We start from the raw sequence: 26,603 nt of genomic DNA, 5'->3' as shown, positions 1-26,603 counted from the left end.
GCCCCCTTCTTCTGCCGTATCTTGCAGTCGATCTACATGAAACTCTCAAAATTTGTTTGACTTTTCGCATTTTGTGTTATAATAAACATAAAGTTGAATATATTAAAACTGACCGCCCAGTGCTGGTAACACTGAACGGTCGTTGTAATAGAATCGCTTCAAAGGCGATCAGCAGTTTCGCGATAATCCGCTCTATTGCTTGTGAGGCGCAAGGGCGGATTATTTATTATCCCTAAATGACAAGATCATAAGGACTAAGCCTGAAAATGAAATAGCAAGCATTAATCCTTCGAACACCGTCATAAGGCAGCACCCCCTTCCTACCAAAAGTACCATGGCAGGGACAAAGACAGGTGCTGACCGCCCTTAAATACCTCTTCTATTACAATATTTATTATAACATTTAATAGTTTCCATTTGCTTTTTTATCGGAATATTCGTTAGATTTCGCTAAAATTTATGGATTTTCTTCCTCAAAACTTGTGAAATAGAAAAGAGATCCTTTAACCCGATGGAATTATAAAATAGTGGTAAACATCATGTTGTGAAGTGTGCTTATTCTTAAGGTAGGAAAGTTTGCTTTCATCTCGTATAATTACTCTTTAATTCCAATTACTCCTAATAAAGGTGGAATTTCATAATGGGAGATCTGTTGTCCCTCTAAAGGAATATCTCGTGAAATTGTTAATTCCCTTATATGCTTAAGCTTAAATCCTGTGGAAATAAAGGAATTTATGTAGTTTTCTAATGTCCGATGATAGGCACCTAAAGTCCCCCTAATAGTCCCTTTTCCATTTGATTTCCACCATTGATCTTCATACATTACAATTCTCCTAGATCCGTCTTCTAATGTCTCACTATAAGGTGATTGAAAACACGGATGTGTGATTACCCAAATCATAATTCCCTGATGCTTAAGTATTCTGTATGAGGATTGGAAGACCTTTTGAAAATCTGGAACATCCATAAGCATAAGATTAGATACTACAATATCAAACTTTTCCGATTCTATCTTACTTAATTTTTGTGCATCATCTTCTACCCAATTAATCGTGTCGGAACAGGGATAATCGAGTGCTAATTTAAGAAGCTTCTTGCTGAAGTCGATTCCTGTTACGATCCCTCCATTTTGTGTTAATCGTCGACTAAGTTCCCCCTGACCGCATCCTAAATCACATATTTGCTTACCTTTTATATCATGAAGTTGGTCTATTACAAAGTTAAAGGCTAATTCATTAACAGGTGAACCTTTTCGTATGACATTATCATACGTATCTGCAAAAACGTCATAACCATCCATTTTTCACCCACTCCTTGTTCACGATCTATTTATTACATCGTAATTATACCATTTTATGGAACGAGTAGTTATTCTTTTCTAATTTTTCAATGTTTTATCTCCCCAATTTTTGTCCCCATCTTTCCTGTATAAGTTTTATTTCCTTTTCATGTGGTATCTCTTCTTTAGGGGTTTCCAATATAAAAGGAATATTTTGAAGTTGAGGTGTTTGCATTAGTTGGTCAAATTGGTTTACCTTTATATATCCTGGTCCAAAAATCGGTGCATGACGATCTTTTCCTAAACGAGTGTCGTACTTTGAATTATTGAAATGAATTACTTCTAACTCATCAAAAAATCCAAGCTCTATCCCATTCTCCAATACCTCCTCCCAATTTTCTCCATCCCACAAACCTGAAGCGAAAGCATGACAAGTATCCAGACAAAAGCCAATTTTTTCTGGATACTCACAAAGTTTGCGAACTTGGACGAGTTCTTCCAGAGTTGTTCCAATACTTCCGGGAAGACCCGCATTATTTTCGAGTAAAATCTTTGCTTTTCCTTCCCATCGCTCAAGAACAGTATTTAACATTTCGATCATTATTTGATAGCTGTGAAGAGGGTTTGATGATGAAATCTGCTTTCCAAAGTGAACAACTATACCTATGGAACCACATGCTTCAGTAATTTCGAGATCATTTAACAATGAAGCGATGACTTGGTTTTTCCTTTTTTCATCATGAGGCGTCAAACTTGTTGGATAAGGAGAATGACTAACAGATTGAAGATTGTTTTCCAGACAAAACGCTTTACACTCTGCAGCATCTACTCGATCAAAATCTTTAACTAATAAACTTCGTGGATTTTTTGGAAAGTATTGAAAAGCTGTAGCATTCCATGCAAGTGCCTGTTTCGCAGCACCTAAATAACCTTCCTTTATCGAAAGATGACAACCAAATTTCATATCAATTCCTCCTACACCGTTCACTGCTGACAGTTTGGACAATAATACGTTTTTCGTGCAGAAATCTCTTTTTTCACAATGGAAGTACCGCATCTAGGGCATGTTCTTCCTTCACGATTATGTACATTCATGATCTTCTCGTATTGGCCTGTCTGACTATCTCCGCGAAAAAAGGGCTCATCCATATAACCTCCATATTGAATTCCCTGTTGTAAAACAAATTTGATCGAATTATATAATCGCACTTTTTGATCATGCGCTAACTCATTGGTCTTCATGGAAGGCGATATTTTCGCTTGCCAAAGGATTTCATCAGAATAACGATTCCCAATTCCAGCTACGAACTCTTGATTGATTAAAGTCGTTTTCAGTCCTCCTCTCCTTTCTTTAAGTAATTGAAGAAAGGTATCAAGTGAAAAATTGGGATCTAAAGGTTCTAGACCGATTTTACAAAATTCCTTTTCAACCTTTTCAGGGGATAGAAGATGTAAGTATCCTAACCGCAATCCAATGAAGTAAAGATGGTAATCCCCGAAAGATAATTGAACTTGCACAGTCCGATTCGGCTTGTCTTCATCTTTTCCATAAAACATCCATCCGCCTAACATCAGATGCAATAATAAAGACGAGTCACTTTGTAAGTGAAACACTAAATATTTTGCCCTGCGTTCAACACCGATAATTTTTTGGTTGAGCACATTTTGCTTAAATTGTTCCACTGATACATTGATCGATTTCTCTCGATTGATCACTAAATTTGTGATAGTTTGATCTAAGACTTTTTCATGTAACAACGATTTATAATTTTCCATTTCTGGCAGTTCTGGCATTATAGTACTCCTTTCTCAAAAAAGGCTGTACTCTCATTATTCCTCTCGATTCAAATATCATGACTAAAATAACGATACAGTCTTTGTCCTTCTTCTTTTTCTCTATTACTACAACTCATAAAAAAACAGCGAAACTGTAAGCAACATGGCCTAGTTTCGCTGTTTCATAAATTGAACTTCTTCAATAAGGGCACACCTATTTTCGTAAGCAGGAATTCTAAAGCTCTCCAAATCCACCTTCGACTCCATGGTAAATGATCCGTGAAAACGGCGGAGTATTCGATCTCATTTTGGGAACCACGATTTTTCTTAAATTCCCCTGCTCCTGCACTACGATGAAATAAAATACCTGTTTTAAGGGATGACATTGTCAGGATCAACGAACACAATCGATAAAGTCCGACTTTTTTAGGCTTGGAAGTATCATAACCAAGGATTGGAGTCGTTATCTTTCCATTTCGTACAATGAAGCCAACAACCCCATCAATCTGATTCTCTTTTTTTAATACTCTAAAATGAATCAGTTTGTTCTCGTAAGCATTTTGTAAAAACTCGATTGTAAATTGAGGATTAAAGTATGAATATTTTTTTAAATATAACTCGTTATATAAATCCAGCACTCTTTGCATATCAGTAGAGCTTATTTTATCCTCAATAATATAACCGCTCTTCGCCATAAACTGCTGATCACGGCGAATCGTTTTTCTTTGTTTCTTCGAGAATTGATCATATTGATCAGGATAAAACAAATAAATGGAACGGCTAGGAACATAAACACAACCTTGATCAGCAAAAGCTTCCATAATTGATTGATGGAGCGGTTCTGTTAATGAGCGGAAAAGAATAGCATCGTGAGGAAACTGTTTCTGGACGAATTTCACAATTCTCCCAGCTTGCTCTGTCGTTAGTTCCTCATATAGATTTGTTGACAATAACCAATTGTTAACAGTAACGACACGATCAACTTTTCCCCATTTCATTAAGAAACCAAAACATTGCAGAAATCTTTTCAAAAACCATTCCAACAGCGGATTTTGCAGTTCTCGTAATTCTTCAATCGCATAGCTGACGTAATGGACAAAAGGCGAGACTACGTAACTATTTTTTTCATTATTGATCGCCTTTGTTATAGGAATTAATAAATCATCTACAGCCAAAAGGTAAATTTCTGCGTCGACATTTTTCACATACACTTTTGGTTCCACTTTCATCATTTCGGAAAAATAGCCCTTTACTTCTTCCCCATTTCGAAAATCATGCCAATTAATCTTCTCAAGCTCTTTTTTGCTGAAAAGTTCGATCAACATCTGAACCTTCTTTCTACCCTTCTAAGTTTTTGAACTCCAGGTCGAAAATCATAATCTTTAAATTCGATGTAGGGAACTTTTACTCCAAATTTTTGAAAAACATCCTTGAAAGAATCTCTTAATCTTTCTTCTTCCTTTTTCTCTTTCCATTTAATTTGTAATTCAATAACGTCGATAGCACTTTGAATTACCCGATATTCCTCTATTTCCTCTGAAGCAGTAATAACCGCACGGCGAATGAAATCTGGGAATAATGGAATTTTCTCTTCTCCCTTATAAAAATAAAAAATATCATCGCTTCGTCCTTCGATCTTTTCAAGGGCAAGGGCTGGAGAACCGCATGGGCAAGGTTCTTGTTTTTCAGTTAAAATATCATTTAACCGATAACGGATAATTGGTTGACTTTTTCGGGAAAAATCACTAATTATTGGCATAAATTGCCTATCACCTATGTACTCCCGCTCAACAATAAGCAGATCTTCATTAAGATGGATTGTACCATGTTCACATGTACAACCTAAAAATCCTTCCGTACATTGATAAACTTGATGAACTTTTTGTTTAAAGACCTCTCCAATAAATTTCTCATCGAGAGGATCTAGAACCTCGGCAACTGATATGATTTTTTGGGGTGAACATTTTAGTCTGCCTTCTAAGGAAGCTTTTGCTAAAAAACGAAGTACAGAAGGTGGAGCAACTAAAATGGACGGTTGAAAATCATTCAATCGCAGAACATGGTCGTGAAATGAATCCAATAAATCATAAAAGGTAAACTCGATTCGTTTAGACTGAGTTGTCGTGTACAAATTACTATTAGCACGCAGAAAGAAGGCAATCCGCTGTTTTTCCAAAATACTTCCAGGTAATAACTTTGCTAAGATGACCCCTGCCCACCGTTCTCTTTCTTCTGGAGATACGATAAATAATCCACGATTACCTGATGTTCCAGAAGATAATCCAATCGTTATTCCTTTAATAGTTGGAGAAAAATCTCGTTTTTCTTCGGCCTTCATTGCAACAGAGAAAGCCTGATCCTTATCCAGTCCAACAGTATTTAATTGACTAAATTGGTCCATCATTAAAGTCTTATCGATTGTCGGAAGTTTCCGCCAATCTGCTATTTCAGCAACATTATCCGTTCCATAATAATCACGGTAAAAAACGGAATGCTGTAGAACGAATTGTAGATGTTTTTTCATCATTTTTTCTTGATACTTTTTTAACTGCTCCCTTGTTTTAAAGTGGCGAAAATGCTTTTGGATTATATATTCTTTTACAATCGAGAGCACACTCATTGATCATTCCTCCAAATCTCTTGACAATGGGTCGGAAGAATCTTCCACTTCGGGTGATGTTCATGCAATTGATGAAGCCGTATAAGGTTTTCTTGATAGGATCTAACATCTGGCATAATTAAATAAGCTAACGGATTTGGAAAAACCTTCTCCCTATAGGCTCTACTTTGCCAACACGCATCTGCACATAAGAAGACGCAATCCATTTTAGAATCGTGTAGAAAAATTCCCATTTGACCAATTGCATGACCTGTTAAATCAACGGCGAATAACGAACCGTCCTGAAAAATATCCCATCCCTCTGTAAAGGGTGAAAAATCATCTGATAACTGTGAACCATCCCCCTCCTCTAAAAAAATAACACGCTCCAGAAAATCTTTAGGCAGCAAATCAGGTAAATAGCCATTTTTGATTGCAGAAAAGCCTTTTTTATCTTTAATAAATTGATAGGCCCGTTTGAAACATATATATGTTGATTTAGGGAAATCTAGCAATCCCCCAATATGATCTCCGTGAAAATGTGAAATAATTATGTAACTAATATCCTCTGGATAAATTCCTTTTGCACTAAGTTGATTTTTAATACTTTGTTCATCTTCAAAATAAACTGGAGTCACTTTTGGGTAAATTGAATAAGGAAACTTCCTGCTCGCAGCAAAGAAATGTTCAGCATATCCAGTATCAAATAATATATAACCTTTTTCAGGGTGTTCAATTAAACCAACAAGAGCTGGAAATTTCACCTTTTTCCAACTGCCATCTTTAACAGTCACTTTTTCCGGATGTACACAATAACCTGTTTGAAAAAGAGTTAGAGATAGATCAGTTTTCTTCATCATTTTTCTTCCACCATTCAACAAATGTAGCTATCCCTTCTTCTATACCTACTTTGGGGGTGTAGCCCAAATCACATTTTGCTGCCTCAATATCCAATGTTTGACTATTACCTAGAACACTAACTGTATATTTCGTTAATAATGGTTCTTTTCCAAGTAAAAGATAAGTAGATACCCATTCGAAAAGCCCAGCTAATTTCATCGCTTTCTTAAAAGAGATTTCTTTCGTTTTCATCGGGGCGTCCATATAAGTAAATAACTGTTGCAGTACATCACGAAAAACGACATTTTCACCGTTCGTAATATTATATTTTTTCCCAATTGTATGTTCAGGTGATTCCATACATAATAAAAGTGCATCCACAACATTTTCCACATAAGTTAAATCTATTCTTGCACGGCCACCATCGACAAGCGGAATAAACCGCTTCTTGTTTACCTCAATTAAGCGAGGGATAATAGTTGTATCTTCAGGACCAAAGATGGCCCTTGGTCGAATAGTTATCACAGGAAGCCCTCTGGAAAAGGCACGATCAATTTCGATTTCCGCCAAATATTTTGTATGCGCATAATGATTGATAAACTTTTGTGGAAGGCTGTCTCCTTCTTTTACATCCAAGCGATTATTATGATAAAAATACAAACTTGGTGTTGATACATGAATCAATCTTCGAACTTGATGCCGCTCACATCCAGCAATAACATTTTTCGTTCCAATTACATTCGCCTGATAAAACCGTTGAAACTTTCCCCAAGGAGAAGAGAGAGCACCACAATGAAATACATAATCTTGATTTTCAATTAGTTCTTCCATTAACTTGGCATCTTCTAAATCTCCTGCAACAAAGCGGATGCCTTCCCTTTCAAGTTTACTGCCAATCTCTTTATTTCTACCAAGCACTGTAACATCATGCCCTAATTGCAGAAACCTTCTCGCTAGTGCCTTACCTAAAAATCCAGTTCCACCAGTAACAAACATCTTCACTTGTCATCACCATTCCATTCAATATCAAAAGTAGTTGCCTCTAATGGTGACTTACGAATTGTGCGGCTCAACTTCAGCATCGCTATATAAGAATAAAATTGATAAAAAAAAGGCTTCTTATCTTGCCAAGACCAAATAACATCTTTTGATTGATGCATGGCCTTCAGCCATTTCCACAATCCTTTATTACGCCAACCATAAATTAGCATCGCTAGAGCGATCATCCGATTTGTTTGCAAGGAAGGCTTTAACAATTCCCTTTTTTCACCTAAAAAAGAAGATGGTAGTGCGCGTCCAGCAAACAAATGTACCCCACTAGTCGCACGGGGGTTGCATTCCAAAGGAAAGATTTCTCCTTTCTCCGTCTCAATAAAGTCAAAAGCAAATTGACCTGTTACTTTTTCACCATCAAAAAATGTACGAATCCAATTTTCTATTTTTGAATGTTCTATATGACGAAAATGAATTGCTGCACTGTTGCCAGCTGAAAATTCCACTTTATATTGCGTATGGGCAACAATTTCTCCTTCCAACAAAACACTGTAGCTACAAATAGGCTGTCCACTAATCTTTTTTTGAACTACATATTCTCCATTAGGAAAATTTAATTTTGGAATGGAAGTTTTATCAAAAAAGGTAATGTGTGAACCAAAACGGGAAAAAACAGGTTTAAGAACCGCCTCTTCGCCTATTTTTTCCCATGCAGAAGGTAACTCTTCTTTACTCGTAATAAATACCGATCTAGGAGCTAGTAGCCCTTTTTCTGCCACTAATTTGATAAACTCGTATTTTTGATGCAGCTTCAAAAGGTAAGTTAAATCAGGACAAAAAACGTTACAATATTTTTCTAATACTGACTTTCCTTTCGCCACATAAAAAACCTCTTCACATGTCGGGAGTATGAGGTCGATTTGTCTTTCTTGGACGATCTTGAGTAAATCAGCTATAAAGCTAGTAAAGTGTTGAACAGGACTATGAACCGTAAAAGCTTCTTTTACACCATTTGAAGCCTTAGTCAATTGGGAAGAAAAACTGTCCGCTACATAGACCTCTTGACCTGCATGGGCAAATAATCTAGCTAACTCCAAGGTGACAGGAGCTCTTCCCCCCGTTAATAAAACTTTTTTCTGATGATCAATATTCAAGGACCATTCCTCCCAAGGATAATCCTGCAGAAGTCCCGAGTAACATCACTTTCCCGCCACGTGTAAGGCGCTTTGCTCGAATTGCTTCATGAAGTGCTAGCGGAATAGACGCGGCAATCATATTCCCATAATTCTCTATTACATCAATAAAAATTTGATCCGGAATTTGGAGTTTTTTCTTCATAAGACGCATCGCCATTCCACTTGCTTGATGAGGGACGACTGCCTGCAAATCAGCCATCTTTAGATTACTCGCAGCAAATATTTTTTCAACAAAGTCTGGCAAAAGTTTTGATGACATGCGAAAAACAGCTGGACCATTCATATGAAATAAAAAGTCAGCTTCTGTTTCCAGACGATGCTCTCTTGGATGTTTTTTAGTACCCCCACCACGAATCTCAGTGTAAGAAGCACCCTCACTATAAGTTTCCATGCGAATCGTGTAAATTCCCGAGTCTTCCCCTTCTGGTGTTTTCTGTACAACTACTGCTGCTGCTCCATCACCAAATAGCACACTGCTCTCCTTTTCCTTCCAGTTAATTCCTACAGAGGCGATCTCCGAAGAAACAATAAGAATCGTCTCATATACCCCTGTTTCAATATATAAAGATGCTACATCTAGTGCCTGCACAAAGCTTAAACAAGTTGTATTTATATCAAAGCATGGGATGCCGGATTCACCGAGATTTAGTTCCCGCTGAATAAGGGCAGCATTACAAGGTATAGGTTGTTCCATTGTCCCACTTCCCGCAATGATACAATCAATATCAGTCAGGTCAAGATTAGCATCTTGAATAGCCTTAACTGCCGCTTTCGCCCCCATCTGAGAAGCTGTTTCTCCATCTACATAAAAACGCGATTGAACGCCAGATTTTTTATAAGTCCATCCTGGTTTCAATTGAAGAAATTGATCAATCTCACTAGACGTGACTATTTTCGATGGTAAATATGTTCCAACTCCAACAATCTTTAACTTTCTTTTCATATTAAATTCCCTTCCACATAGGCTTTTTCTGAGTATATCAAAGGACAGGCATAAGAAAATATAGTAATATAGCAAAATATGTAATTGTACCTATATCGCCCTTAAAATTAAAGAGACCCACTATAAAGTGAAACTTCAATCAGTGGGGGTTTTTTCCATCCCCCACTGATTGTTAGTTGAACCAATCGGGCTTTTACTGGCTGTTGATCCCCACTTACAATTCTTGGATTCTCCTCGAATTCTTGAAGTGGGGGTCTTACAGCCAGTTAATGCGGGATAAATTACATAGTGAGCCCATCATCAATCATCTTAATACACTAGAAACACTGAAATGATTCAATTCTGTTTAAGTCAATACCAAAATAAACCCACCTAAATCCATTCCATCGAAAACCTGCAATAGAGTTTCTTCCGAGGAAAGTCGGATAAAACCAGAATGAATCCCTTCTTAACCAAATATAGGTAAACCTGAATAAACACCTTCTAATTGCACCAGAGTCAATCGCAAATGTTTGAAACTCTGCTTTTTGAGGGACAAAATTTGGCGGCGGTGTCATTGGTGCTCCAGCAGATTGTCCCGGCCCCGCTTGGCCACCACTCTGTCCCGGAAAGAATCCACCTTGTCCTGGTCCGCTAGGCTGCCCTGGAAAAAAGCCTCCTTGTCCAGGGCCACCAGGTTGTCCCCCAGGTCCCAATAATTGATTTAATAAATATCCTGGCAAATTTGAAAGTTGCCTACTATCATGATAAGGGTGATAATAATACATTTTTGATTACCTCCACAATTTTTCCATTTTCTCTTTAATATATGGGATAATCACCTAATTGGGAATTCATTAAAGTAAGATTGGGCGTAGATTTCACACATTGTAATTTTCCCTTTACTTTATGCGTAACGGAATGATCAAAAACCTAAATTATCCTTCTATATCTCGTCTTTTGTAACCTATAAATCCAATAATTATAAAGAATATGGATATCGCAATTAGGGATAGTACTGACAACCAGTTCATTTCTTCAATAGGAAGTTGCGGAATATAACCAAATGGTGTAAGTTTTCCGACCCAATCGGGGAATTGAAATAACCCTCCTAAATAAAGAACAAAGAAAGAATAAAAGACATATATCCATATGAGATTCGTTAATTTTGGATAAAATCCAATGAATAACACAGCGATCCCAATCATCACGAGGGTTGCTGGATAATAGACTAGAGCTGCCCCATATATTGTTCCGAACGAAAAACCATTCTCCATTACAGCTGTTCCTGCCGTCCAAAGTCCGATCGCAGCAAGTGAAATCATAATAAATCCATTCAGGACAGAGAGTACTAAGTAACTCCCCATTAACTTATATCTAGAAACAACTCTACTTAACATATGTTCAATCCGATTTTTTCTCTCCTCCACAGTAAGCTTTAAAATAGACATTAATGGAGGAATGGCTGAAAGAATAGCGATCACCATCATTAACATTGGAATGAATTGTTCGGTGAGCGTATATCCTTCTTTTACGGCTAACATTTGTTCCAACATCTCATTGCCTTCGAAGAAAGATTCTAAATCACCAAAAACAGAACCGTAAGAAAGCCCCATTACAAGCATTCCGATTGCCCATGCGATCGTTCCTGTGCGTTGCAGCCTAAAGGCCAAGCCAACAGGACTTTGTAAATATGCAGAGGCTTGTTGCTTTCCTGGTCTTGCCGAAAAAAATGCTGCTTCCAAATCTCGTATGGCGTTTAAATAATTGGCTAATATAAACAGGAAAATAGACAGTGTGATCATGAACACCATTGGCAGCCAGTTATTATTTGAATAAACATCTGTTTGTGTCACCCAGCCTAAGGGTGAAATCCAAGACATTATTTCATTACTTACATCACCAATTGCACGAACAAGATAAGCAATAAGTAAAAAAGCGATTGAATAGCCAATCACACCACGAGAACTTTCTGAAAGCTGAGCAAATACTCCTGTCACACTAGCAAAGAAAATTCCAGTTACACTTAAAGCTGTTCCATAAAGCAAAGAACCCTCTAGATTCATACTTTCAATACCTAATACATATAGCCCGATACCTGTAATTAGCCCCAAGATGACATTAACTAAAACTAGAACAACAAATGTTGCATTTATATTAGAAAGGCGTCCGGTCGGAAGTGAACGTATTAGTTCAATACGCCCTTCTTCTTCATCTGCTCTTGTATGACGAGTTACAAGTAAAATATTCATTAACCCAACAACAACAGCTGTTAGTAATAACATTTGGTGTGCGGTCATTGCACCAATAGTGTACTGATCCAAATCTCCATGTCCCACCATTGCTGTCATTGCAGGATTTTTCATCGTTTCTGCCATCAAATCTCTTTCCTGTTGATCAGGATACATATCCGCAAAGGTAACTGGAACGATGATTGTAAAAAAAGAAATGCCTATTATCCATAAAGCGATCCGAATACGATCACGTCTTACAATCAATTTGGATAAAGACCCTGTATTTATAAAGATGGAGCGAACCATTAGGATACACCTCCTTTATTTTCATAATGGCGCATGAACAAATCCTCTAATGTAGGAGGGCTACTCTCCAATTTGAGAATGCCGAATTGACCTATGTGCTTAATAATCAAGTCTAATTCCTCTGAATCAACCTGAAAGGAAAGGCCTGCATCATTCTCTACCACTTCATGTACACCTCTAAATTCATGTAGAGCTGTTATCGGACGTTTTGTTTTAACTATCAAGTTTGTTCGAGTTAAGTGCCGTAATTCGCTTAAGCTTCCTGTTTCTATTATTTTTCCCTGCCGAATAATCCCAACCCGGTCACATAATTTTTCTACTTCCGATAGAATATGACTTGAAAGTAAAACTGTCTTCCCAGCGTTTTTTGCTTCTAGAACACACTCTTGGAATACTTGTTCCATTAAAGGATCCAGTCCTGAAGTAGGCTCATCTAATATATAAAGGTCTGCCTCTGACGAAAAAGCAGCAACTAATGCAACCTTTTGTCTGTTTCCTTTTGAGTAAGTCCTACACTTTTTACTTGTATCTAAGTCGAATTTCTTAATTAGTTCTTCTCTACGACTTTTATGATTTCCACCACGAAGTTTGACAAATAAATCTATAACCTCTCCACCTGTTAAGTTAGGCCATAAATTTACATCTCCTGGCACATAAGCAATCCTTTTGTGAATTTCAACAGCATCTATCCATGCATCCTTCCCAAAAATTTTTGCTTCACCAGTAGTTGCCTTTAAGATTCCAAGCAAAACACGAATGGTCGTCGACTTTCCTGCGCCATTCGGACCAATAAATCCAAAAACTTCCCCCTTCATTAGTTCAATGTTAATACCATCAAGTGCGGTAAACTTACCAAACTTTTTTGTTAGATTCGTAGTTTTTAATACAGACATGTTTTTCGCTCCCCCTACTAAAGAACTTATTATCAAAGTTATGAACTTTATAAGCCCATATAGTTCATAATATACAAAAGTTAGTCAATCAGCAATAGTTTATGAACTATTATTGTTGTTTTATTACAAAACTTTTATTACACTATGATGGAGGTGAACTGTTGTGAACGGGTTTGAAAGACGGAAAGAGCAAAAAAAGAGGAAAATTTTAGAGACAGCGCTTACGTTATTTATGAAGTACAACATCCGGAAAGTATCCGTTTCTGAAATAGCTAAAGAAGCACAAGTATCACAGGTTACAATTTATAATTACTTTGAAAATAAAGATAACTTAGTTCATGAAGTGATTATTTTTTACGTTGACAAAATCTGGGGGGAATATGAGCAGCTATTTAATAGCAACATTCCATTTCCAACAAAAGTGAAAAAGATCATTTTTGATAAATCAGAGGTAGCTAGTCACATTAACGAAGAATTTTTTGAGTACTTTATGAAGGAATATTCTGGTGAGGATAATTATATTGATAAATTATATATGGAGAAAGCATTACCGCGGTTTATGAAGTTATTTAACGAAGGCAAAGAACAAGGATTTGTAGACCCAAGTATTTCGAATGAAGCGATTTTGTTATATATTCAAATGTTTAAAGAATTTTTGCAACGTGGGGATGTGACCAAAAACATTCTCCCCATAACAGAAGATCTAACAAAACTTTTCTTTTTTGGAATAGCTGGAAAAAATGAAGAGTAGTATTGAGATAGAACAGAGGATGCCCACGGACTTTGAGAGGCTTTATCATGAATCGTGCCCGCAATGTGCTGATCTCCTGTGAAACGGGAACCATTGACACTGAATCGTGCCCGCAATGAGGTGATCTGCTGTGAAACGGTAACGATTGACGGTGAATCGTGCCCGCAATGAGGTGATCTACTGTGAAACGGGAACGATTGACGATGAATCATGCCCGTAATGAACTGATCTGCTGTGAAACGGTAACGATTGACGGTGGATCGTGCCCGCAATGAGTGGAACTACTGTGAAATGGTAACGATTGACATTGAATCGTGCCCGTAATGTGCTGATCTCCTGTGAAACGGTAACGATTGACGATGGATCGTGCCCGTAATGAGTTGATCTTCTATGAAAGGGTAACGATTGACGGTGAATCGTGCCCGTAATGAGTGGAACTACTGTGAAACGGTAACGATTGACGCTGGATGGTGCCCGTAATGAGTGGAACTGCTGTGAAACGGTAACGATTGTCATTGAATCGTGTCCCATTCAGGGAATAAAACGGCACATAAGGGACATGAGAGGCTTTATCATGTCCTTGTTCGTGAAAAAAGGAACCAACGGCATTTGGAAGTTCGGCCAATTTACACCTTGAAATTCCGAGAATGTACTTGTTTCTATCAGCTTGTCTTTAATTACAAGTTTATCCTTTAATCACAGGATTAAATACTACTGCAAAAAAATAACTAAAGATTAATCATTTTCTGTTCAAAGTAGTAAATACTTAAGCGTCAATCACTAAAAAAGCTTCATCTGTCTAGGAGAAAGCCCCTCATAATTTAGCCCTAACATCTCCTGAAATTCTTTTGCATTTCCCGCAGCATCACCGCCCGAATTATTGTTAAATAAAACGATAATATCTTTTGTATCTTTTGATAACGTTAAAACATGGTTTTTCCATTCCAAAAGTTCACTATGATTATATTTATATAAATATCGCACCTCTCGCCAATTCCGATCATTTGGTTTATTCCATCCATGTACATTCCTTCCATGCATGCGAATAAGTGTCAAATTGGGATTTATAGCTAGCGGTACTGTCGGTATGGAGCCAGCACCTGCTTGGGGTTCATCAACAATGGTATGAATCCAGCCTTCCTCTTCTATAAATGCAAGAGTGCTTGTCCGAAATTGGTTACTGAACCAAGATTGATTCCTGAATTCCAATGCAACTGGTATATCTCCCATGAAATTTCTACAATAACGTAAATAATCAACGTTCTCCTTTTTACAATCAAACCATGGTGGAAATTGAAATAACACCGTAGCCAACTTATTAGCTTCCTGATAAGGTATTAAAGAATCCTTAAATGATTGAAACATTTCTCTCTTCGATTCAAATGGGATATCTTCTCCACGCTGATGTCCTGTCATCCCTTGGTAAGCCTTCACAACAAACCGGAATTTTTCCGGGGTTTCGTTTACCCATTTAGAGGCATTGCGAACAGGCTGAATCGCATAAAAAGAAGCATCTACCTCGACTACTGGAAAATGACTGCTATACTCTGCTAACTTATCTTTTGCTTTTATATGAGCCGGGTATAAGGAGTCATGATCCCCCCACCCAGTTACACCTATGTAGATCAACATAATCCCTCCTTTTACCATGTTAACATAAGGAACAATGTAACTTTGATTAATAAGTATTTATGAGATTGACAGACAATTAATATTCGCCCGCATGAAAGGAGATTCATTCAAATTTTCAAAGTGAAGAAGCCGTTACTTCATCAAAAATTTCGCCTATTCCCTTTTCGCGACAATATTCCAAAATTCAACTGTCATTGAGTACCTGCACGATAATTCTAGTCGGGTACTTTTAGGCGTCAATTATCTTTTCAGTTGTGCAAACTTCATTCTACACAAGGACCAATTCATAGTCGTTTTTTGTATTTCCTCACCGATCCCCCATAGATTATCAACAACACGCAATTCTACTTCATATTTAAATAACTCTGAAAATAAGTCTTCTATTATAATTTGATTAATGGGAATTTGCGTATGCTCACTTGTATAATACCCAGCATTTTCATCTTGAAGCGTAAAATACTGGGGATCGAACTCATAAAGATATAATTGAGTATTTTTCATTCTTTGAAACCAAGCATTTTCGATGACGACAACATGAGGGCTTGTTTTTGATGTCAAATATGTTTGTTTATCAATGTCTGATGTTTCGGGGCCAACATAATAACAAACACGCGGACAATTTCTCGGTGTAAGAAAATTCGGTAAACACTTTTCATTTATTGCCCAAACAAGTGCTGTTGTCTGATCTAAATCTTTCCTTGTTGGTTTTCTTGGATGAAATACTTCTATATTGCTTTCTTCACTAACATGGAATAACCGCATAAATTTTCTCCCTCGATTTTTTTAATCAGTCATAATCCCGCTCATCGCCTCTCCCCTTCTCCTAAAAATCAGCCACAAAATAAGGAAGATGAGAAACGCAACCACTTCCAATGATAAAAGGTACCATGGATACGGGCCTAAATAATCTAACAAACTACCTCCCACCGGTTTTTCGATTAGAAACATATAATTACCTTGAAAAATAATATTGATAATGAAAATAAACGGTAGTAGTATGTTTAAAGCGACCATCGTTTTAATAATCCCTTTGAACGTAGGTGTATATCCTTTTATCCACGTAAAATAGCAAGCTGTCATTATGATTCCAATATGTGTGTAAAAAAAGTGAAAAAAGCGAAAATGAGGAAAGCCCATATCTAAATCTGGAGTCAAAATTGCTTGTAATGCGCCCCCAATGCCTACATAAAAAACAAATTCATAAAGACGCCTATTACCTGTCCAGAGTAGAAGTATAGTTAAAATTAAACTAATACTGCACAATTCCAGTGGCAAAGAGTAACTTAAGTTCCATCTTCCTGTTCGTAGCATCCATACATGGTATAGAGCCTCCATTACCAATAGTGAAAGTGCAAAAAGACGTTCCATGAGGCGATTCGGTTGCGGTAATCTTTTAATAAGAAAAAGAGAAACTAATAATGCAAGGATCGCTCCTATATGCTCTAACGAAAACATTTTAAAAATATTGTCCGACATATACTTCCCCATTTCATCCTTTTTACAGTGAAATCAGTTAAAAATGGACTTTAAACTCTCCCGCTCGGAACATTTACTTTTTCAGTTCGAGAACTTGGACGATACGATAACATAATAGCTAAATAAATAATCGCGCTACAAAGATAAACGATTAGTATTCCATTTTCCATATTAACAAACCAGTAAGTTAGCATTGGCCCTAATGCAGAACCAAGGTCAGTGACAACTGAATAAGCAGTCATAACCGTAATGACAGAAGTTACCTTTGCGGTATCTGATGCTAACGCATCCATCAATGTTTGTGTTGCCGTTCCGGTCATCATTACGAATAAAACAATGATTATCCAAAAATAGATGGGGAGTTCCCACGGAATTAGCGAATAGCCGACAGCTGCACAAATAAGAGAAAAAAGAAACAATGGTACTCGCCCTGAAATTCCATCCGATTTCCGACCGATCTTCGTAGCAAGAAACGGCTCCCAAACCCATCTTACAGACTGTAAAATCCCTGCCAATGCCGTACTGCTTAAAACAATGCCAAATATAGAGATGGACTGCGAATAATTTGTATCGATAATTAAGCTGAGCGTTGAAGTGAAAATCGCTTGTAAAAGAGCGATCGATAATCCGCACACAAGCACTCTGACGACGCGTTTAGACCAAATACTCGTAGTCCAGTCGCGTTCTGTATGAGTATTCTCTGTAACTTTTTTGTTTGAAATAAATATTAGAATCAACGGGATCCCTATGAAGATGCTTATTCCAAACAGAATGGATACAGCTTGCAGTCCAAAAATAGGGACAAGAATTCCCCCTGCTAACATACCAGCCAAACTGCCCAACCGAGAAATCCCATTATAACTGCCCATCCACTGGCCACGGTTTCCATCATTCGAATAGCTGATCACGGTGAAATAACCACCCATCTTTAGGAATGACCAAGCTACCCCCCATAAGGCTCTTAATATGAACCAAAGTAAAAATCCTTTAAAAAGGCCATATCCAATTGTCGTCATCGCGCCAATTATAACAGCTATAATAAGCCCCGTTCGCAGTGTCATTTTATTATATAACCAACCGATAAATGGGTTTAAAGGTAGTCTGACAAATCGATTGATTGAAAGCAAAATACCAACTTCCCATAACGAGTGAAGACCTGCATCCTTCCAAAAAACTGGTAAAACAATATATAACATCGAATCCCCTAGCAGGCAAATCGCTGTGACGATTGCCACGATAATGACGGGTTTTCGCTCTTGCATGCTTCAACAATCCCTTCCCGTACAGCTGCCTTCATATAGCCTCAATATTATGGCATTTATTTCTAATTCACCCTCTCATATAGAACACACATCTTTCACAATCCATTCTGCTGCACTTAACACATCATCTGCAATAAAATCTATCCTTAGTTTTTCTGAAGCTTTTTCATTATGAGTAACTAGCGTTTTTTCTCCTCTACCCGTTTTCACTAAAATCTTTTTTGAACCAACGTTTTCTGCAGCTACCAAGTCACTTAACCTATCACCAACAACATAACAATGACTAAAATCAAGACCAAACTCTTTTTGAGCTTCAAATAACAATGTTGTCTTAGGTTTTCGACAAAGACAACCATCCTCTGGTTTATGTGGGCAATAGTAAAGTCCATCTAAAAAGGCGTGTTGGTCCTCTAATTGCTTCTTCATTAATTCAAATCCTTTTAAAAAGGTCTCTTCGGAAAACTTCCCCATTCCAATCCAACTCTGATTTGTGAAAAGGAGCACCTTGATTCCCGCGTTATTTAAAATTCGTATTGATTGTGCTGCATATTCATAAAGTTCAAATTCAAACGGATGAATCCCTCCTCCATCCCCACCAATTGTTCCATCTCGGTCAAGAAATACTGCTATCAAAATTCCATCTCCTTTGTACACAATTCAATAAAAACTCCCTATCTTCTGGATAGCTCAAATCTAAAGTGCTAATTTCATCTACTGATTTCCAATCAATATCGTAAATGAGCTGATCAGGATCTTGGATAACTGGATTTCCACCAATGACTTCTGTCAGAAAGTAATGAACTTCAAATAAGAGATTGATTTCTTCATAGCTTCCTTTTTTAACAAATAGTTTTTCAATAAGGCGAACTTCATATCCAGTTTCTTCCATTATTTCTCTTATGCAGCATTCTTCAAAAGTTTCGTGTTTCTCCAGTCCTCCTGATGGAATAGACCACGTTTTCGTTTCTTCTCGTCTACCTTGCAAAACCATTAATAATTCATTGTTTTCATTGATACATACACCGGCGGAACCAAACCACTTATCCACGTCATTTCAACTCCAAGCTAAAAAATTATTCTTTTTATCACCCGTAGGTCATTACAAAAACAATTCCTCTATATCGAATATTTCTATTAATCCAAATTATAGCAGTTCCGATTATAGAATTGGAAAATTTTTATGCAAGTGATCTAAGTTGAAGAACTCTAGAATCAGTAAGGAGAATATTATAATGAAATCTTAGAAAAATAAGATGACAAAAGTTTTATAAGATCAACAAAATATAGTAGAATGTGAATAGATATACAAACTTTGAGGTGAAAAATGATGGATTTCATCCGTGACCTTCTACAAGAACCGCTCGTTCTCCTTTTTGTCATTTTGTTTTTCGGATCATGGTTAGGGCAGTGGAAAGTAAAAGGAATTAGCTTAGGCGCCGCAGGAGTCTTACTCGTCGCTATGGTATTTGGGCATTTTGGCTTTCAAGTCTCCCCTATTGTTCAAAATTTAGGCCTAAGTCTATTTATTGTTGCTATCGGTTTACAAGCAGGGCCACGTTTTTTCAGGATGTTGCGAACAAACGGACTAGTATTCGGGCTAATTGCTTTATTCATTACAATTGTCGCTGTCATCACAACAATTATCGTAGCTAAAGTATTTCATTTTCCGACTGCTTTAAGTGTTGGGTTAATGACTGGAGCTTTAACAAGTACTCCGGGCTTGGCGGCAGCACTTCAAGCAACTAATGATCCACTTGCATCAGTTGGGTATGGTATCGCTTATCCTTTTGGCGTATTAGCTGTCATATTGTTTGTGCAATTACTTCCTAGAATAGGAAAAATGGACTTACAAAAGGATTTAGAAGAGACTACAAATCCAATTAGGAATGAAAATTCACCGGAAATAGCGACTATTGAAATTACAAATACCGAATTGAATAAAAAAACATTGGATGAGCTTGATTTTAGCGAGCATTCTATTGTCATCAGTCGTGTCATACGTCATCAGCATATGATGATTGCGATGGGAGATACAGTCCTTCTCGTTGGAGACAAATTAGTGGCAGTTGGTATAGCACCTGAACTGAATGCAATGGCAGCTTATGTGGGACAGAAAGTGGAGACTCATTTAGAAAACACAGACAATATTCATTTACGCAAAGTAGTAGTAGATTCTGATGAGATTATTGGAAAAAGCTTGAAGGAATTACAGCTACGCGCAAAATACGGCGCAACCGTTACGCGAATTGAGCGTGCTGGACTGGAATTAAACCAAAACCCGAATCTGCCTTTACTTCGTGGAGATGTGCTTACAATCGTAAGTACGGAAAAACGCCTTGAAGAGGTAGAGCTTCTTTTTGCTAGGAAAAAGCTAGCTGTAACCAATATACATATTTTCTCGCTAAGTCTAACATTATTAATTGGCGTTTTGTTTGGAATGCTTCCATTTTATTTACCAGGGTTAGGCAGCATAACATTGGGAGTTGCTGGCGGTCCACTCTTTATAGCTCTAATCATTGGGCATTTCGGAAAATTAGGGCCTATTCATGTTCGTTACTACGGTCCCTCCAATCTCATTGTCCAAGAATTAGGCCTTGTTCTCTTTCTCGCTGGAGCAGGAACAACGGCCGGACAAGGGGTTATAGAAGTTATCCAAACCCAAGGATTTAAGCTTATGTTCGGGGGAACAATTATTACGATAGTACCGATTATTGCAGGATATTTAATTGCAAAAAAAGTTTTTAAATTAAGCATTGTTCATTCATTAGGTGGTTTATGTGGCGGACTTACAAGTACCCCTGGTTTAGGAGCATTAAATCAGTTAATCGACACAGAAGATACAGCTATCGCTTATGCAGCAGCCTACCCGTTTGCTCTCATTCTCATGGCGATTTCGGCACAGCTAATCGTTTTGATTTTGTAGGATAAGTATGCTAAAAGCCCTTCTACTAAGAAGGGCTTTTAGTATACTTATATATCCTTTGTTGCTGCATGTTTAATTTGTTGACGTTGTTCATAAATATTTATAACGATTACTTTAATGACAGCATAAGCTGGTACACCAACGATAATCCCGACGAACCCAGCAATATTACCTGCAGCTAATATAATCGTAATGACCGTAAGAGGATGAATATCTAGTGATTTCCCCATAACATTCGGTGTAATTAAATTACTGTCAATTTGCTGTGCAACTAACGTAACTATAGCTACTCCGATGACAAGTTTTGGATCTTGCAAATAGGCAATGATCAATGCCGGAGTTACCGCAATCCAAGGTCCAACAAATGGAATCAGGTTCATGAACAGGGCGAAAATAGCTAGTAATAAAGCGTACTGTAACCCTATAATCCAATAACCAATTAAGATCATTAGGGCAAGTATGGCACTGATTAATAATTGCCCCTGTATATAAGAGCGCAAAACACGATCAATATCACTCAAAGTTTTCTTTATCCAATTACGACGTTCCCCAGTAAATAAGTTATAAATAATCGGCGCAAATTTTTCATGATCCTTGAGCATAAAAATAAAGAAAAATGGCACCAATATTAGCAGAAACATTGCTTGGAAGAAAGATTGTAAAAATTGGACAATCCATTTCCCAAATTTAATCGCAACATCCTGAAGTGAATTAGCAGCACTATTAATAGATTCTTGTAAGTTTTGGGGCAGATTATTTTTTTGTTGCAACAAATTATCTTTGACTAAATCTAGCTCCTTTGCCAATTTAGGAGCATTCTCAACAAGGTTATTCACTTGCTCCGCGACAGGTGGCCCAACAATGGCTGTAAATCCCCAAATGATTAATCCTAGACTTACGAAAATGATCAAAATACTTGCCCATCGCGGAACTTTCCGCTTTTCTAACAGCTTTTGCACTGGTTCAGTCATATAATAGAGCACACCACCAAGTAAAAGTGGCAGAATTATGGCTTTTATAATGATTACGACTGGCTCAAAAATAAAGCTAATTTCCATAAAATATTTAACAATTAAGATGGCTAACAACAAGCCAACTCCAACCTGAAACCAAAGTTTTCTTGTCAATGTCCCACGTCCTTTTTCGTATCCTCTTTCTATTTTACAATGGAATACGTATTATGTAGAGATAAGTTTCATGTTTTTAGTAGTTTTAGTTATATTTTAGCATAATTATGTCTGAAGCTTTTCATTTTATTTATAATCCCGCTTAATATAAGAAAAAGACCAAGTGCTCTACTCGGTCCTTCGGGCAAGGAATTTTCTTAATTATAGAATTAAAAAAACTCATCGAGTAATTGATAGTAATATATTTTCGAATAATCCGGTTCCGATAGACCATATTCTTCTAAAAATATTGGTACAAATGTTTCTCCAAAATTATAAGTTATACTTCTAACGGCTAAAGCAATGTCCTGATATCGATCTGCTATTCCTGCCCTTCCCATGTCGATAAACCCACCAATCGAATTTCCGTTGATGATAATATTGGGGAGACAATAATCTCCATGGGTAAAAACTAAATCTTCTTCGACAGGGCGTTTCTTAAGAAGTTCTTGATAAAGTTCCTCTGCTTTTTGCCCTGCCCTTATGTCATCGAAGTCATCCTCATCGACAAGCTGTTGTTCAACCCGTAATCCAGCTTCTAATATTTTAACATACAGTGTTTGTTGAAATGGACAATTATCGATGCTTACACTATGAATCTCCCTTAAACCCTGGGCTAATAATTTCATTAAGTGTTCAACATTTTTCTTATGTGTCTCATCTGAAGCGTTAATCCCTTTGATTTCCGTCATCAATAAAAACTCTTTATACTCACCACGCCCATAATACAACACTTCTGGTACATCTAGTCTTCCTTGTAACCATTCTAATTTTATCTTCTCATCATATAAGGGACTTTCCTTAGAAAATGGTTGAATTTTCAGATATAGATTTTCTCCTCCTGCTAACAAATATGTACTAGCATCAGACATTCCAATTGTAATTTGCTTCCACTCATAACCATTAATCATAGTGGCTAATTTTAGCGGTACGTGCTGCATATTTCATCGCCTGCCTTGTTAATCGTAAATTTTTTATGGACGAAAATGTTGAATCACTTTTCCGCTCCCATCATTTACCTCTACTTCAGCAAACGCCCCATTAATAAAGGTGATTTGCGGAGGAACGTGGCCACAATCAATATCATATATGATAGGAATATTGAGTTCTTCTGCTAACTCCTTATACACATCCTCAGCGGTATAATGATCGATAGGATGGTTTGCTGAACTTCTTCCAAACATAATTCCAGAGCTATTGCGAAACCATCCCGCTAGCTTCATTTGAATTAATGATCTTCGCAAATCAGTTGTCGTTAGTTCACAGTTTTCTAAATACCAAAGTATTGGTTCATCCTTTATAAAGTTTTTTCTAAAATTCTCTACATCGCCATAGGGCGTTCCTATTAAATGTCTAATGACATCGATACAACCACCAAGTAAACGACCTTCGATTTTCTCACTTTCTTCTGACATCGTTTTCCAGGAGGTCGGTTCTGTTAAATGAAATGCTGATGTGGATGGTTTATCATTCCCCCACTCTTTTTGAAACTTTTTAGAGGAAAACTGAGTGACTGAATGTCCCACTTTAGTTGATAATACCGATTGCCACATAGCTGTTGTTTCATCCGAGTGCTCCCCTCGAAGACTTGTCAAATTAGTCCCATGAGCTGTTCCCATTCCCGTTTTCAACGTGATTGCCAGTAATAATACACTTACATCAGAATACCCTAGAATCCACTTATTAGGGATATTTTCAAAATCAATGAATTCCAGTATCTCTATTAATAACTCCCCGCCCCATGGAGGGATAATAATGTCGATACTGTTATTTCGTATCATTTCATTGAACTCCATTGCCCTTATTTGCGCAGGAGCTGATTTTGCCTTATGTTGAGTCCAAACAGTATCACCTACAGCAATATTGAACCCACTCGCCTTTAAACTATTACATGCAAAATAAAGAAATGATTGTCTTTCCCCTTTTACTCCAGAAGATGGGGCCGTTACTCCGATTGTAGCGTCTTTTCTTAAATATGGATAATGGATCATCGTTCTCCTCCAAGCAATTCAAAAGCTTTTTTATACTTTCCTCTCCAGCTTCAATTCAAATTCTGGCTTCGTGACATACTCCATATAAGAAATTCCCCCCTGAAAATCCAAGTAGGCTTGATAACGAGCGCGAATAGCTGGCGCAGTAATTAAATCAAGCACCTTTTCCTTAGCAACCCAACGGCTATCAGTCGTTTCATCCGATGTCGTTAATGTGCCACCTACAGGCTTGCAAATGAAATCAAACATGACTTTGGTCGGTACATCTGTCACACCGTCATACCATTTATGAGTGCCCGTATTAGAAAAAACGCCAATCAATTGAGTAACAGCGACATCAATTCCGCTTTCTTCTTTTATCTCTCTGCATACTGCATCAATTACATTTTCTCCAACTTCAACTTGCCCACCAGGATACACCCAACCGCCATGGATCGTCTTAACTAATAGGATATTCCCTTGATCATCTACCACAATCCCACCAGCAGCTACTATATGTGTTGGCATTTTCATCGTTTTAGCCTCCAAATCTCTACTGTATTAGACCTTTTTCATAGTATTCTTTACTTAGTGGAAAATCCCTTCTTTTGTAGTTTTAAAACAATAAAAATCCGTCTTGAAAAAAAGGATCAAAACGGATTCCGCTTATTGTTTCACATTTGGAAATATTAGCTCTATGCTTAACCCCGAACCAGGCTCTGACTTTGCATTCAACTTAATCGCTAAATCAGAAGCCATCTTGCTCACTAAGAAAAGGCCCATACCTGTCGCTTCTCTAGTATAAGTGCCTCTCCTACCCGTAAAGCCCTTATTAAAAATAAATGGTAAATCCTCTTTATATACCCCAGGTCCATTATCACTAATATGTAAAATGGTTTGATCATTTACAGTGTCATAAACCGTTTCAAATTTCAAAAGGGGGCGTTCCTGTTTATGGGCAATATGTTTCGTACTATTTGCTATAATTTGTGCTAAAATGAAAGCTAATCCTTTGCGGTCAGAAACAATTTCCTTTTCTTCCCCGCTGATCTGTACATGAAATCCGGCTTCTTCTAGTAGTGTTTCATAGTCTTCAATAGTCTGTTTACAAAAGGTTAGCAAGCTTATAGACTCGAAAATATAATCTTTATGAGCAGCCCCAAGTCTGGCGAAGTATAAAATTCGCTCTACATCCCCGTGCATTTGATCTTTAATATGGTGCATCCGCTGTTTTACAAGAGGAGACATTTCATCACTGCGATTATCTAATACTAATGTCATCAATGATAAAGGCTTTTTAATTTCATGGACCCAACCTTCTATATAGTTTTCATAATCTGCTAACTCAATTGCTTGCTCGTTCAGTTTCGACTGATAGGATCTAATGATTCTCCCCATTCTGCGAATATGTGTCGAATGTGTCTTAGGGGAAACACTGCATAATTTTTCTTCGTTCGCCTCATTCGCTTCAAACAAAAAGTCTTGAAAGGCTGATTCTATTAATTTTTGTTTTCTAATAATCATGAATAAAGATAGCACAATTATACCTAAAGTAAAAATAATCATCAGTCCTACTAACACTTTAAAAGTTTCCGGGTAAGCTAACCAAGCAAGAAAGATAAACAGGAAATTTGTCATCGTTAAAACAAGAAACCAGAGTTTATAAGCATGCAAACAATCATAAATTTGCTTGATCCATTTCATCTTTTCACTTGCCCCCTAAGTCGATAACCCTTTCCCCTTATTGTTTCAATCTGATTTTCCAAGTTTAAGTGACGCAATGTCTTTCGTAAGCGAGTGAGATTTACTTGCAGAGCATTTTCGTCAATATATTCACCTGTCCCCCATAATCGTTCACTTAATTGCGACTTAGAGACAATATTAGGCCTATTCTCTACTAAGGTTAATATAATTTTCCCTTCATTCGCTGATAATACTATTGATTGCGATCCTTTATATAAAGTAAAGGTATTGGAATCTAGTAAAAAACAGCCACCATCTATTAATTCTGGTTGGCCTTCAAATCTTCTTAGCAAGTTCTGAATGCGGGCTAATAATCGATCACCATTACATGGTTTTGTAAGATAGTCATCCGCACCTAAATGCAAACCATGTAATTCATCTTGTAACTTATCTCTAGACGTCAGAATTAATATTGGGCCAATTCCTTTTGTTTTTAAACTTTTACATATTTCAAATCCAGATTGCTCTGGTAAATTGATGTCTAATAAGACTAAGTCTGGGGCCAAAGTGACTATCTGTGTATCTATATCATGAAAATCCGTAATAGCTACGGCTTCATAGCCAGCTTTTTGCAATATATCTATTAACTCTTCTCTCATCCATAAATCATCTTCTACAATAATAATCCTCGCCACTTCAGCC

Annotated in this window: 27 protein-coding genes; 2 read left to right on the top strand and 25 right to left on the bottom strand. The window is 37.2% G+C overall.

Annotated features, from left to right (window positions below):
- Positions 1–595: 595 nt before the first annotated feature.
- The 12 genes from BN1243_RS00580 to BN1243_RS00525 all read right to left on the bottom strand — a co-directional run bounded on the left by BN1243_RS00580 (position 596) and on the right by BN1243_RS00525 (position 13,038).
- A complete protein-coding gene (locus BN1243_RS00580) occupies positions 596–1,300 on the bottom strand; it encodes a class I SAM-dependent methyltransferase (RefSeq protein ID WP_062104358.1) in 705 nt (234 codons plus the stop codon).
- Positions 1,301–1,394: 94 nt separating this feature from the next.
- Positions 1,395–2,243, bottom strand: coding sequence for a deoxyribonuclease IV (locus tag BN1243_RS00575; protein WP_062104357.1), 849 nt, complete (start codon positions 2,241–2,243; stop codon positions 1,395–1,397).
- 20 nt (positions 2,244–2,263) lie between these two features.
- Complete coding sequence (gene mutM, locus BN1243_RS00570; protein WP_062104356.1) at positions 2,264–3,073, bottom strand: bifunctional DNA-formamidopyrimidine glycosylase/DNA-(apurinic or apyrimidinic site) lyase; 810 nt, start codon at positions 3,071–3,073, stop codon at positions 2,264–2,266.
- Between the two features lie 164 nt (positions 3,074–3,237).
- Complete coding sequence (locus BN1243_RS00565; protein ID WP_062104355.1) at positions 3,238–4,380, bottom strand: GNAT family N-acetyltransferase; 1,143 nt, start codon at positions 4,378–4,380, stop codon at positions 3,238–3,240.
- A complete protein-coding gene (locus BN1243_RS00560) occupies positions 4,374–5,675 on the bottom strand; it encodes a F390 synthetase-related protein (protein ID WP_062104354.1) in 1,302 nt (433 codons plus the stop codon). The genes BN1243_RS00565 and BN1243_RS00560 overlap by 7 nt, the downstream gene beginning before the upstream one ends.
- The gene (locus BN1243_RS00555) at positions 5,672–6,514 is read right to left on the bottom strand and encodes an MBL fold metallo-hydrolase (protein ID WP_407638807.1); all 843 of its coding nucleotides are present in this window, start codon (positions 6,512–6,514) and stop codon (positions 5,672–5,674) included. The genes BN1243_RS00560 and BN1243_RS00555 overlap by 4 nt, the downstream gene beginning before the upstream one ends.
- On the bottom strand, positions 6,498–7,496 hold the full coding sequence (locus BN1243_RS00550) for an NAD-dependent epimerase/dehydratase family protein (protein WP_062104353.1): 999 nt from the start codon (positions 7,494–7,496) through the stop codon (positions 6,498–6,500). Before BN1243_RS00550 ends, BN1243_RS00555 begins: the two co-directional genes overlap by 17 nt.
- A complete protein-coding gene (locus BN1243_RS00545) occupies positions 7,493–8,641 on the bottom strand; it encodes an ATP-grasp domain-containing protein (protein ID WP_062104352.1) in 1,149 nt (382 codons plus the stop codon). Before BN1243_RS00545 ends, BN1243_RS00550 begins: the two co-directional genes overlap by 4 nt.
- Positions 8,631–9,626, bottom strand: a complete 996-nt coding sequence (locus BN1243_RS00540) for a beta-ketoacyl-ACP synthase III (protein ID WP_062104351.1) — start codon at positions 9,624–9,626, stop codon at positions 8,631–8,633. Before BN1243_RS00540 ends, BN1243_RS00545 begins: the two co-directional genes overlap by 11 nt.
- Before the next feature lie 317 nt (positions 9,627–9,943).
- Positions 9,944–10,393 (bottom strand): hypothetical protein, encoded by a 450-nt coding sequence (locus tag BN1243_RS00535; protein ID WP_062104350.1) that lies wholly within the window; start codon positions 10,391–10,393, stop codon positions 9,944–9,946.
- Positions 10,394–10,543: 150 nt separating this feature from the next.
- The gene (locus tag BN1243_RS00530; protein WP_062104349.1) at positions 10,544–12,145 is read right to left on the bottom strand and encodes an ABC transporter permease; all 1,602 of its coding nucleotides are present in this window, start codon (positions 12,143–12,145) and stop codon (positions 10,544–10,546) included.
- Complete coding sequence (locus BN1243_RS00525) at positions 12,145–13,038, bottom strand: ABC transporter ATP-binding protein (RefSeq protein ID WP_062104348.1); 894 nt, start codon at positions 13,036–13,038, stop codon at positions 12,145–12,147. Before BN1243_RS00525 ends, BN1243_RS00530 begins: the two co-directional genes overlap by 1 nt.
- 163 nt (positions 13,039–13,201) lie before the next feature.
- Here BN1243_RS00525 and BN1243_RS00520 point away from each other — a divergent pair, with 163 nt between their 5' ends.
- Positions 13,202–13,789: a TetR/AcrR family transcriptional regulator gene (locus tag BN1243_RS00520; RefSeq protein WP_062104347.1), complete on the top strand. Its 588-nt coding sequence runs from the start codon at positions 13,202–13,204 to the stop codon at positions 13,787–13,789.
- Positions 13,790–13,966: 177 nt separating this feature from the next.
- On the opposite strand, the gene BN1243_RS22260 is transcribed toward BN1243_RS00520, so the two are convergent.
- The 7 genes from BN1243_RS22260 to BN1243_RS00490 form a co-directional block, all read right to left on the bottom strand.
- Positions 13,967–14,320 (bottom strand): hypothetical protein, encoded by a 354-nt coding sequence (locus BN1243_RS22260; RefSeq protein WP_230200062.1) that lies wholly within the window; start codon positions 14,318–14,320, stop codon positions 13,967–13,969.
- 249 nt (positions 14,321–14,569) lie between these two features.
- Positions 14,570–15,418 (bottom strand): DUF72 domain-containing protein, encoded by an 849-nt coding sequence (locus BN1243_RS00515; protein ID WP_062104346.1) that lies wholly within the window; start codon positions 15,416–15,418, stop codon positions 14,570–14,572.
- A gap of 243 nt (positions 15,419–15,661) precedes the next feature.
- Positions 15,662–16,183: a DUF6886 family protein gene (locus tag BN1243_RS00510; RefSeq protein WP_062104345.1), complete on the bottom strand. Its 522-nt coding sequence runs from the start codon at positions 16,181–16,183 to the stop codon at positions 15,662–15,664.
- 21 nt (positions 16,184–16,204) lie between these two features.
- Entirely contained in the window at positions 16,205–16,897 is a 693-nt protein-coding gene (locus BN1243_RS00505) for a YwaF family protein (protein WP_062104344.1), read from the bottom strand.
- 50 nt (positions 16,898–16,947) lie between these two features.
- A complete protein-coding gene (locus BN1243_RS00500) occupies positions 16,948–18,159 on the bottom strand; it encodes an MFS transporter (protein WP_062104343.1) in 1,212 nt (403 codons plus the stop codon).
- 75 nt (positions 18,160–18,234) lie between these two features.
- Entirely contained in the window at positions 18,235–18,792 is a 558-nt protein-coding gene (locus tag BN1243_RS00495; protein ID WP_069201743.1) for a D-glycero-alpha-D-manno-heptose-1,7-bisphosphate 7-phosphatase, read from the bottom strand.
- The gene (locus BN1243_RS00490) at positions 18,773–19,207 is read right to left on the bottom strand and encodes an NUDIX hydrolase (RefSeq protein ID WP_062104342.1); all 435 of its coding nucleotides are present in this window, start codon (positions 19,205–19,207) and stop codon (positions 18,773–18,775) included. The genes BN1243_RS00495 and BN1243_RS00490 overlap by 20 nt, the downstream gene beginning before the upstream one ends.
- Positions 19,208–19,486: 279 nt before the next feature.
- On the opposite strand from BN1243_RS00490, the gene BN1243_RS00485 reads away from it, so the two are divergent.
- Positions 19,487–21,082, top strand: coding sequence for an aspartate:alanine exchanger family transporter (locus BN1243_RS00485; RefSeq protein ID WP_062104341.1), 1,596 nt, complete (start codon positions 19,487–19,489; stop codon positions 21,080–21,082).
- Positions 21,083–21,129: 47 nt separating this feature from the next.
- Here the strand turns inward: BN1243_RS00485 and BN1243_RS00480 are convergent, their stop codons facing one another.
- From BN1243_RS00480 to BN1243_RS00455, 6 genes are all read right to left on the bottom strand, one after another.
- Positions 21,130–22,209 carry an AI-2E family transporter gene (locus BN1243_RS00480; protein WP_062104340.1) on the bottom strand — a complete coding sequence of 360 codons (1,080 nt, stop codon included), beginning with the start codon at positions 22,207–22,209 and terminating at the stop codon, positions 21,130–21,132.
- A 209-nt stretch (positions 22,210–22,418) separates the two neighbouring features.
- Positions 22,419–23,189: an APH(3') family aminoglycoside O-phosphotransferase gene (locus tag BN1243_RS00475; RefSeq protein WP_062104339.1), complete on the bottom strand. Its 771-nt coding sequence runs from the start codon at positions 23,187–23,189 to the stop codon at positions 22,419–22,421.
- Between the two features lie 33 nt (positions 23,190–23,222).
- Positions 23,223–24,239, bottom strand: coding sequence for a S66 family peptidase (locus BN1243_RS00470; RefSeq protein ID WP_062104338.1), 1,017 nt, complete (start codon positions 24,237–24,239; stop codon positions 23,223–23,225).
- Between the two features lie 30 nt (positions 24,240–24,269).
- On the bottom strand, positions 24,270–24,752 hold the full coding sequence (locus BN1243_RS00465) for an NUDIX hydrolase (RefSeq protein ID WP_062104337.1): 483 nt from the start codon (positions 24,750–24,752) through the stop codon (positions 24,270–24,272).
- Positions 24,753–24,884: 132 nt separating this feature from the next.
- A complete protein-coding gene (locus tag BN1243_RS00460) occupies positions 24,885–25,922 on the bottom strand; it encodes a sensor histidine kinase (RefSeq protein WP_062104336.1) in 1,038 nt (345 codons plus the stop codon).
- Positions 25,919–26,596, bottom strand: a complete 678-nt coding sequence (locus BN1243_RS00455; RefSeq protein WP_195892056.1) for a response regulator transcription factor — start codon at positions 26,594–26,596, stop codon at positions 25,919–25,921. Before BN1243_RS00455 ends, BN1243_RS00460 begins: the two co-directional genes overlap by 4 nt.
- Positions 26,597–26,603 lie beyond the last annotated feature (7 nt).

Source organism: Bacillus niameyensis (genome assembly GCF_001375535.1).
Taxonomy (GTDB): domain Bacteria; phylum Bacillota; class Bacilli; order Bacillales; family Bacillaceae_C; genus Lederbergia; species Lederbergia niameyensis.
Note: the sequence above shows the minus strand (reverse complement) of the source record. Positions and strands in the feature narration are given on the sequence as shown.

Excerpts from the sequence above, each read along its gene's own strand:
- BN1243_RS00565 (WP_062104355.1), bottom strand. The coding sequence starts at position 4,380 with ATGTTGATCGAACTTTTCAGCAAAAAAGAGCTTGAGAAGATTAATTGG.
- BN1243_RS00470 (WP_062104338.1), bottom strand. The coding sequence starts at position 24,239 with ATGATCCATTATCCATATTTAAGAAAAGACGCTACAATCGGAGTAACG.
- BN1243_RS00580 (WP_062104358.1), bottom strand. The coding sequence starts at position 1,300 with ATGGATGGTTATGACGTTTTTGCAGATACGTATGATAATGTCATACGA.
- mutM (WP_062104356.1), bottom strand. The coding sequence starts at position 3,073 with ATGCCAGAACTGCCAGAAATGGAAAATTATAAATCGTTGTTACATGAA.
- BN1243_RS00485 (WP_062104341.1), top strand. The coding sequence starts at position 19,487 with ATGGATTTCATCCGTGACCTTCTACAAGAACCGCTCGTTCTCCTTTTT.
- BN1243_RS00505 (WP_062104344.1), bottom strand. The coding sequence starts at position 16,897 with ATGTCGGACAATATTTTTAAAATGTTTTCGTTAGAGCATATAGGAGCG.
- BN1243_RS00475 (WP_062104339.1), bottom strand. The coding sequence starts at position 23,189 with ATGCAGCACGTACCGCTAAAATTAGCCACTATGATTAATGGTTATGAG.
- BN1243_RS00535 (WP_062104350.1), bottom strand. The coding sequence starts at position 10,393 with ATGTATTATTATCACCCTTATCATGATAGTAGGCAACTTTCAAATTTG.
- BN1243_RS00500 (WP_062104343.1), bottom strand. The coding sequence starts at position 18,159 with ATGCAAGAGCGAAAACCCGTCATTATCGTGGCAATCGTCACAGCGATT.
- BN1243_RS00555 (WP_407638807.1), bottom strand. The coding sequence starts at position 6,514 with ATGATGAAGAAAACTGATCTATCTCTAACTCTTTTTCAAACAGGTTAT.
- BN1243_RS00525 (WP_062104348.1), bottom strand. The coding sequence starts at position 13,038 with ATGTCTGTATTAAAAACTACGAATCTAACAAAAAAGTTTGGTAAGTTT.
- BN1243_RS00540 (WP_062104351.1), bottom strand. The coding sequence starts at position 9,626 with ATGAAAAGAAAGTTAAAGATTGTTGGAGTTGGAACATATTTACCATCG.
- BN1243_RS00510 (WP_062104345.1), bottom strand. The coding sequence starts at position 16,183 with ATGCGGTTATTCCATGTTAGTGAAGAAAGCAATATAGAAGTATTTCAT.
- BN1243_RS00460 (WP_062104336.1), bottom strand. The coding sequence starts at position 25,922 with ATGAAATGGATCAAGCAAATTTATGATTGTTTGCATGCTTATAAACTC.
- BN1243_RS22260 (WP_230200062.1), bottom strand. The coding sequence starts at position 14,320 with ATGGGACACGATTCAATGACAATCGTTACCGTTTCACAGCAGTTCCAC.
- BN1243_RS00575 (WP_062104357.1), bottom strand. The coding sequence starts at position 2,243 with ATGAAATTTGGTTGTCATCTTTCGATAAAGGAAGGTTATTTAGGTGCT.
- BN1243_RS00530 (WP_062104349.1), bottom strand. The coding sequence starts at position 12,145 with ATGGTTCGCTCCATCTTTATAAATACAGGGTCTTTATCCAAATTGATT.
- BN1243_RS00560 (WP_062104354.1), bottom strand. The coding sequence starts at position 5,675 with ATGAGTGTGCTCTCGATTGTAAAAGAATATATAATCCAAAAGCATTTT.
- BN1243_RS00465 (WP_062104337.1), bottom strand. The coding sequence starts at position 24,752 with ATGAAAATGCCAACACATATAGTAGCTGCTGGTGGGATTGTGGTAGAT.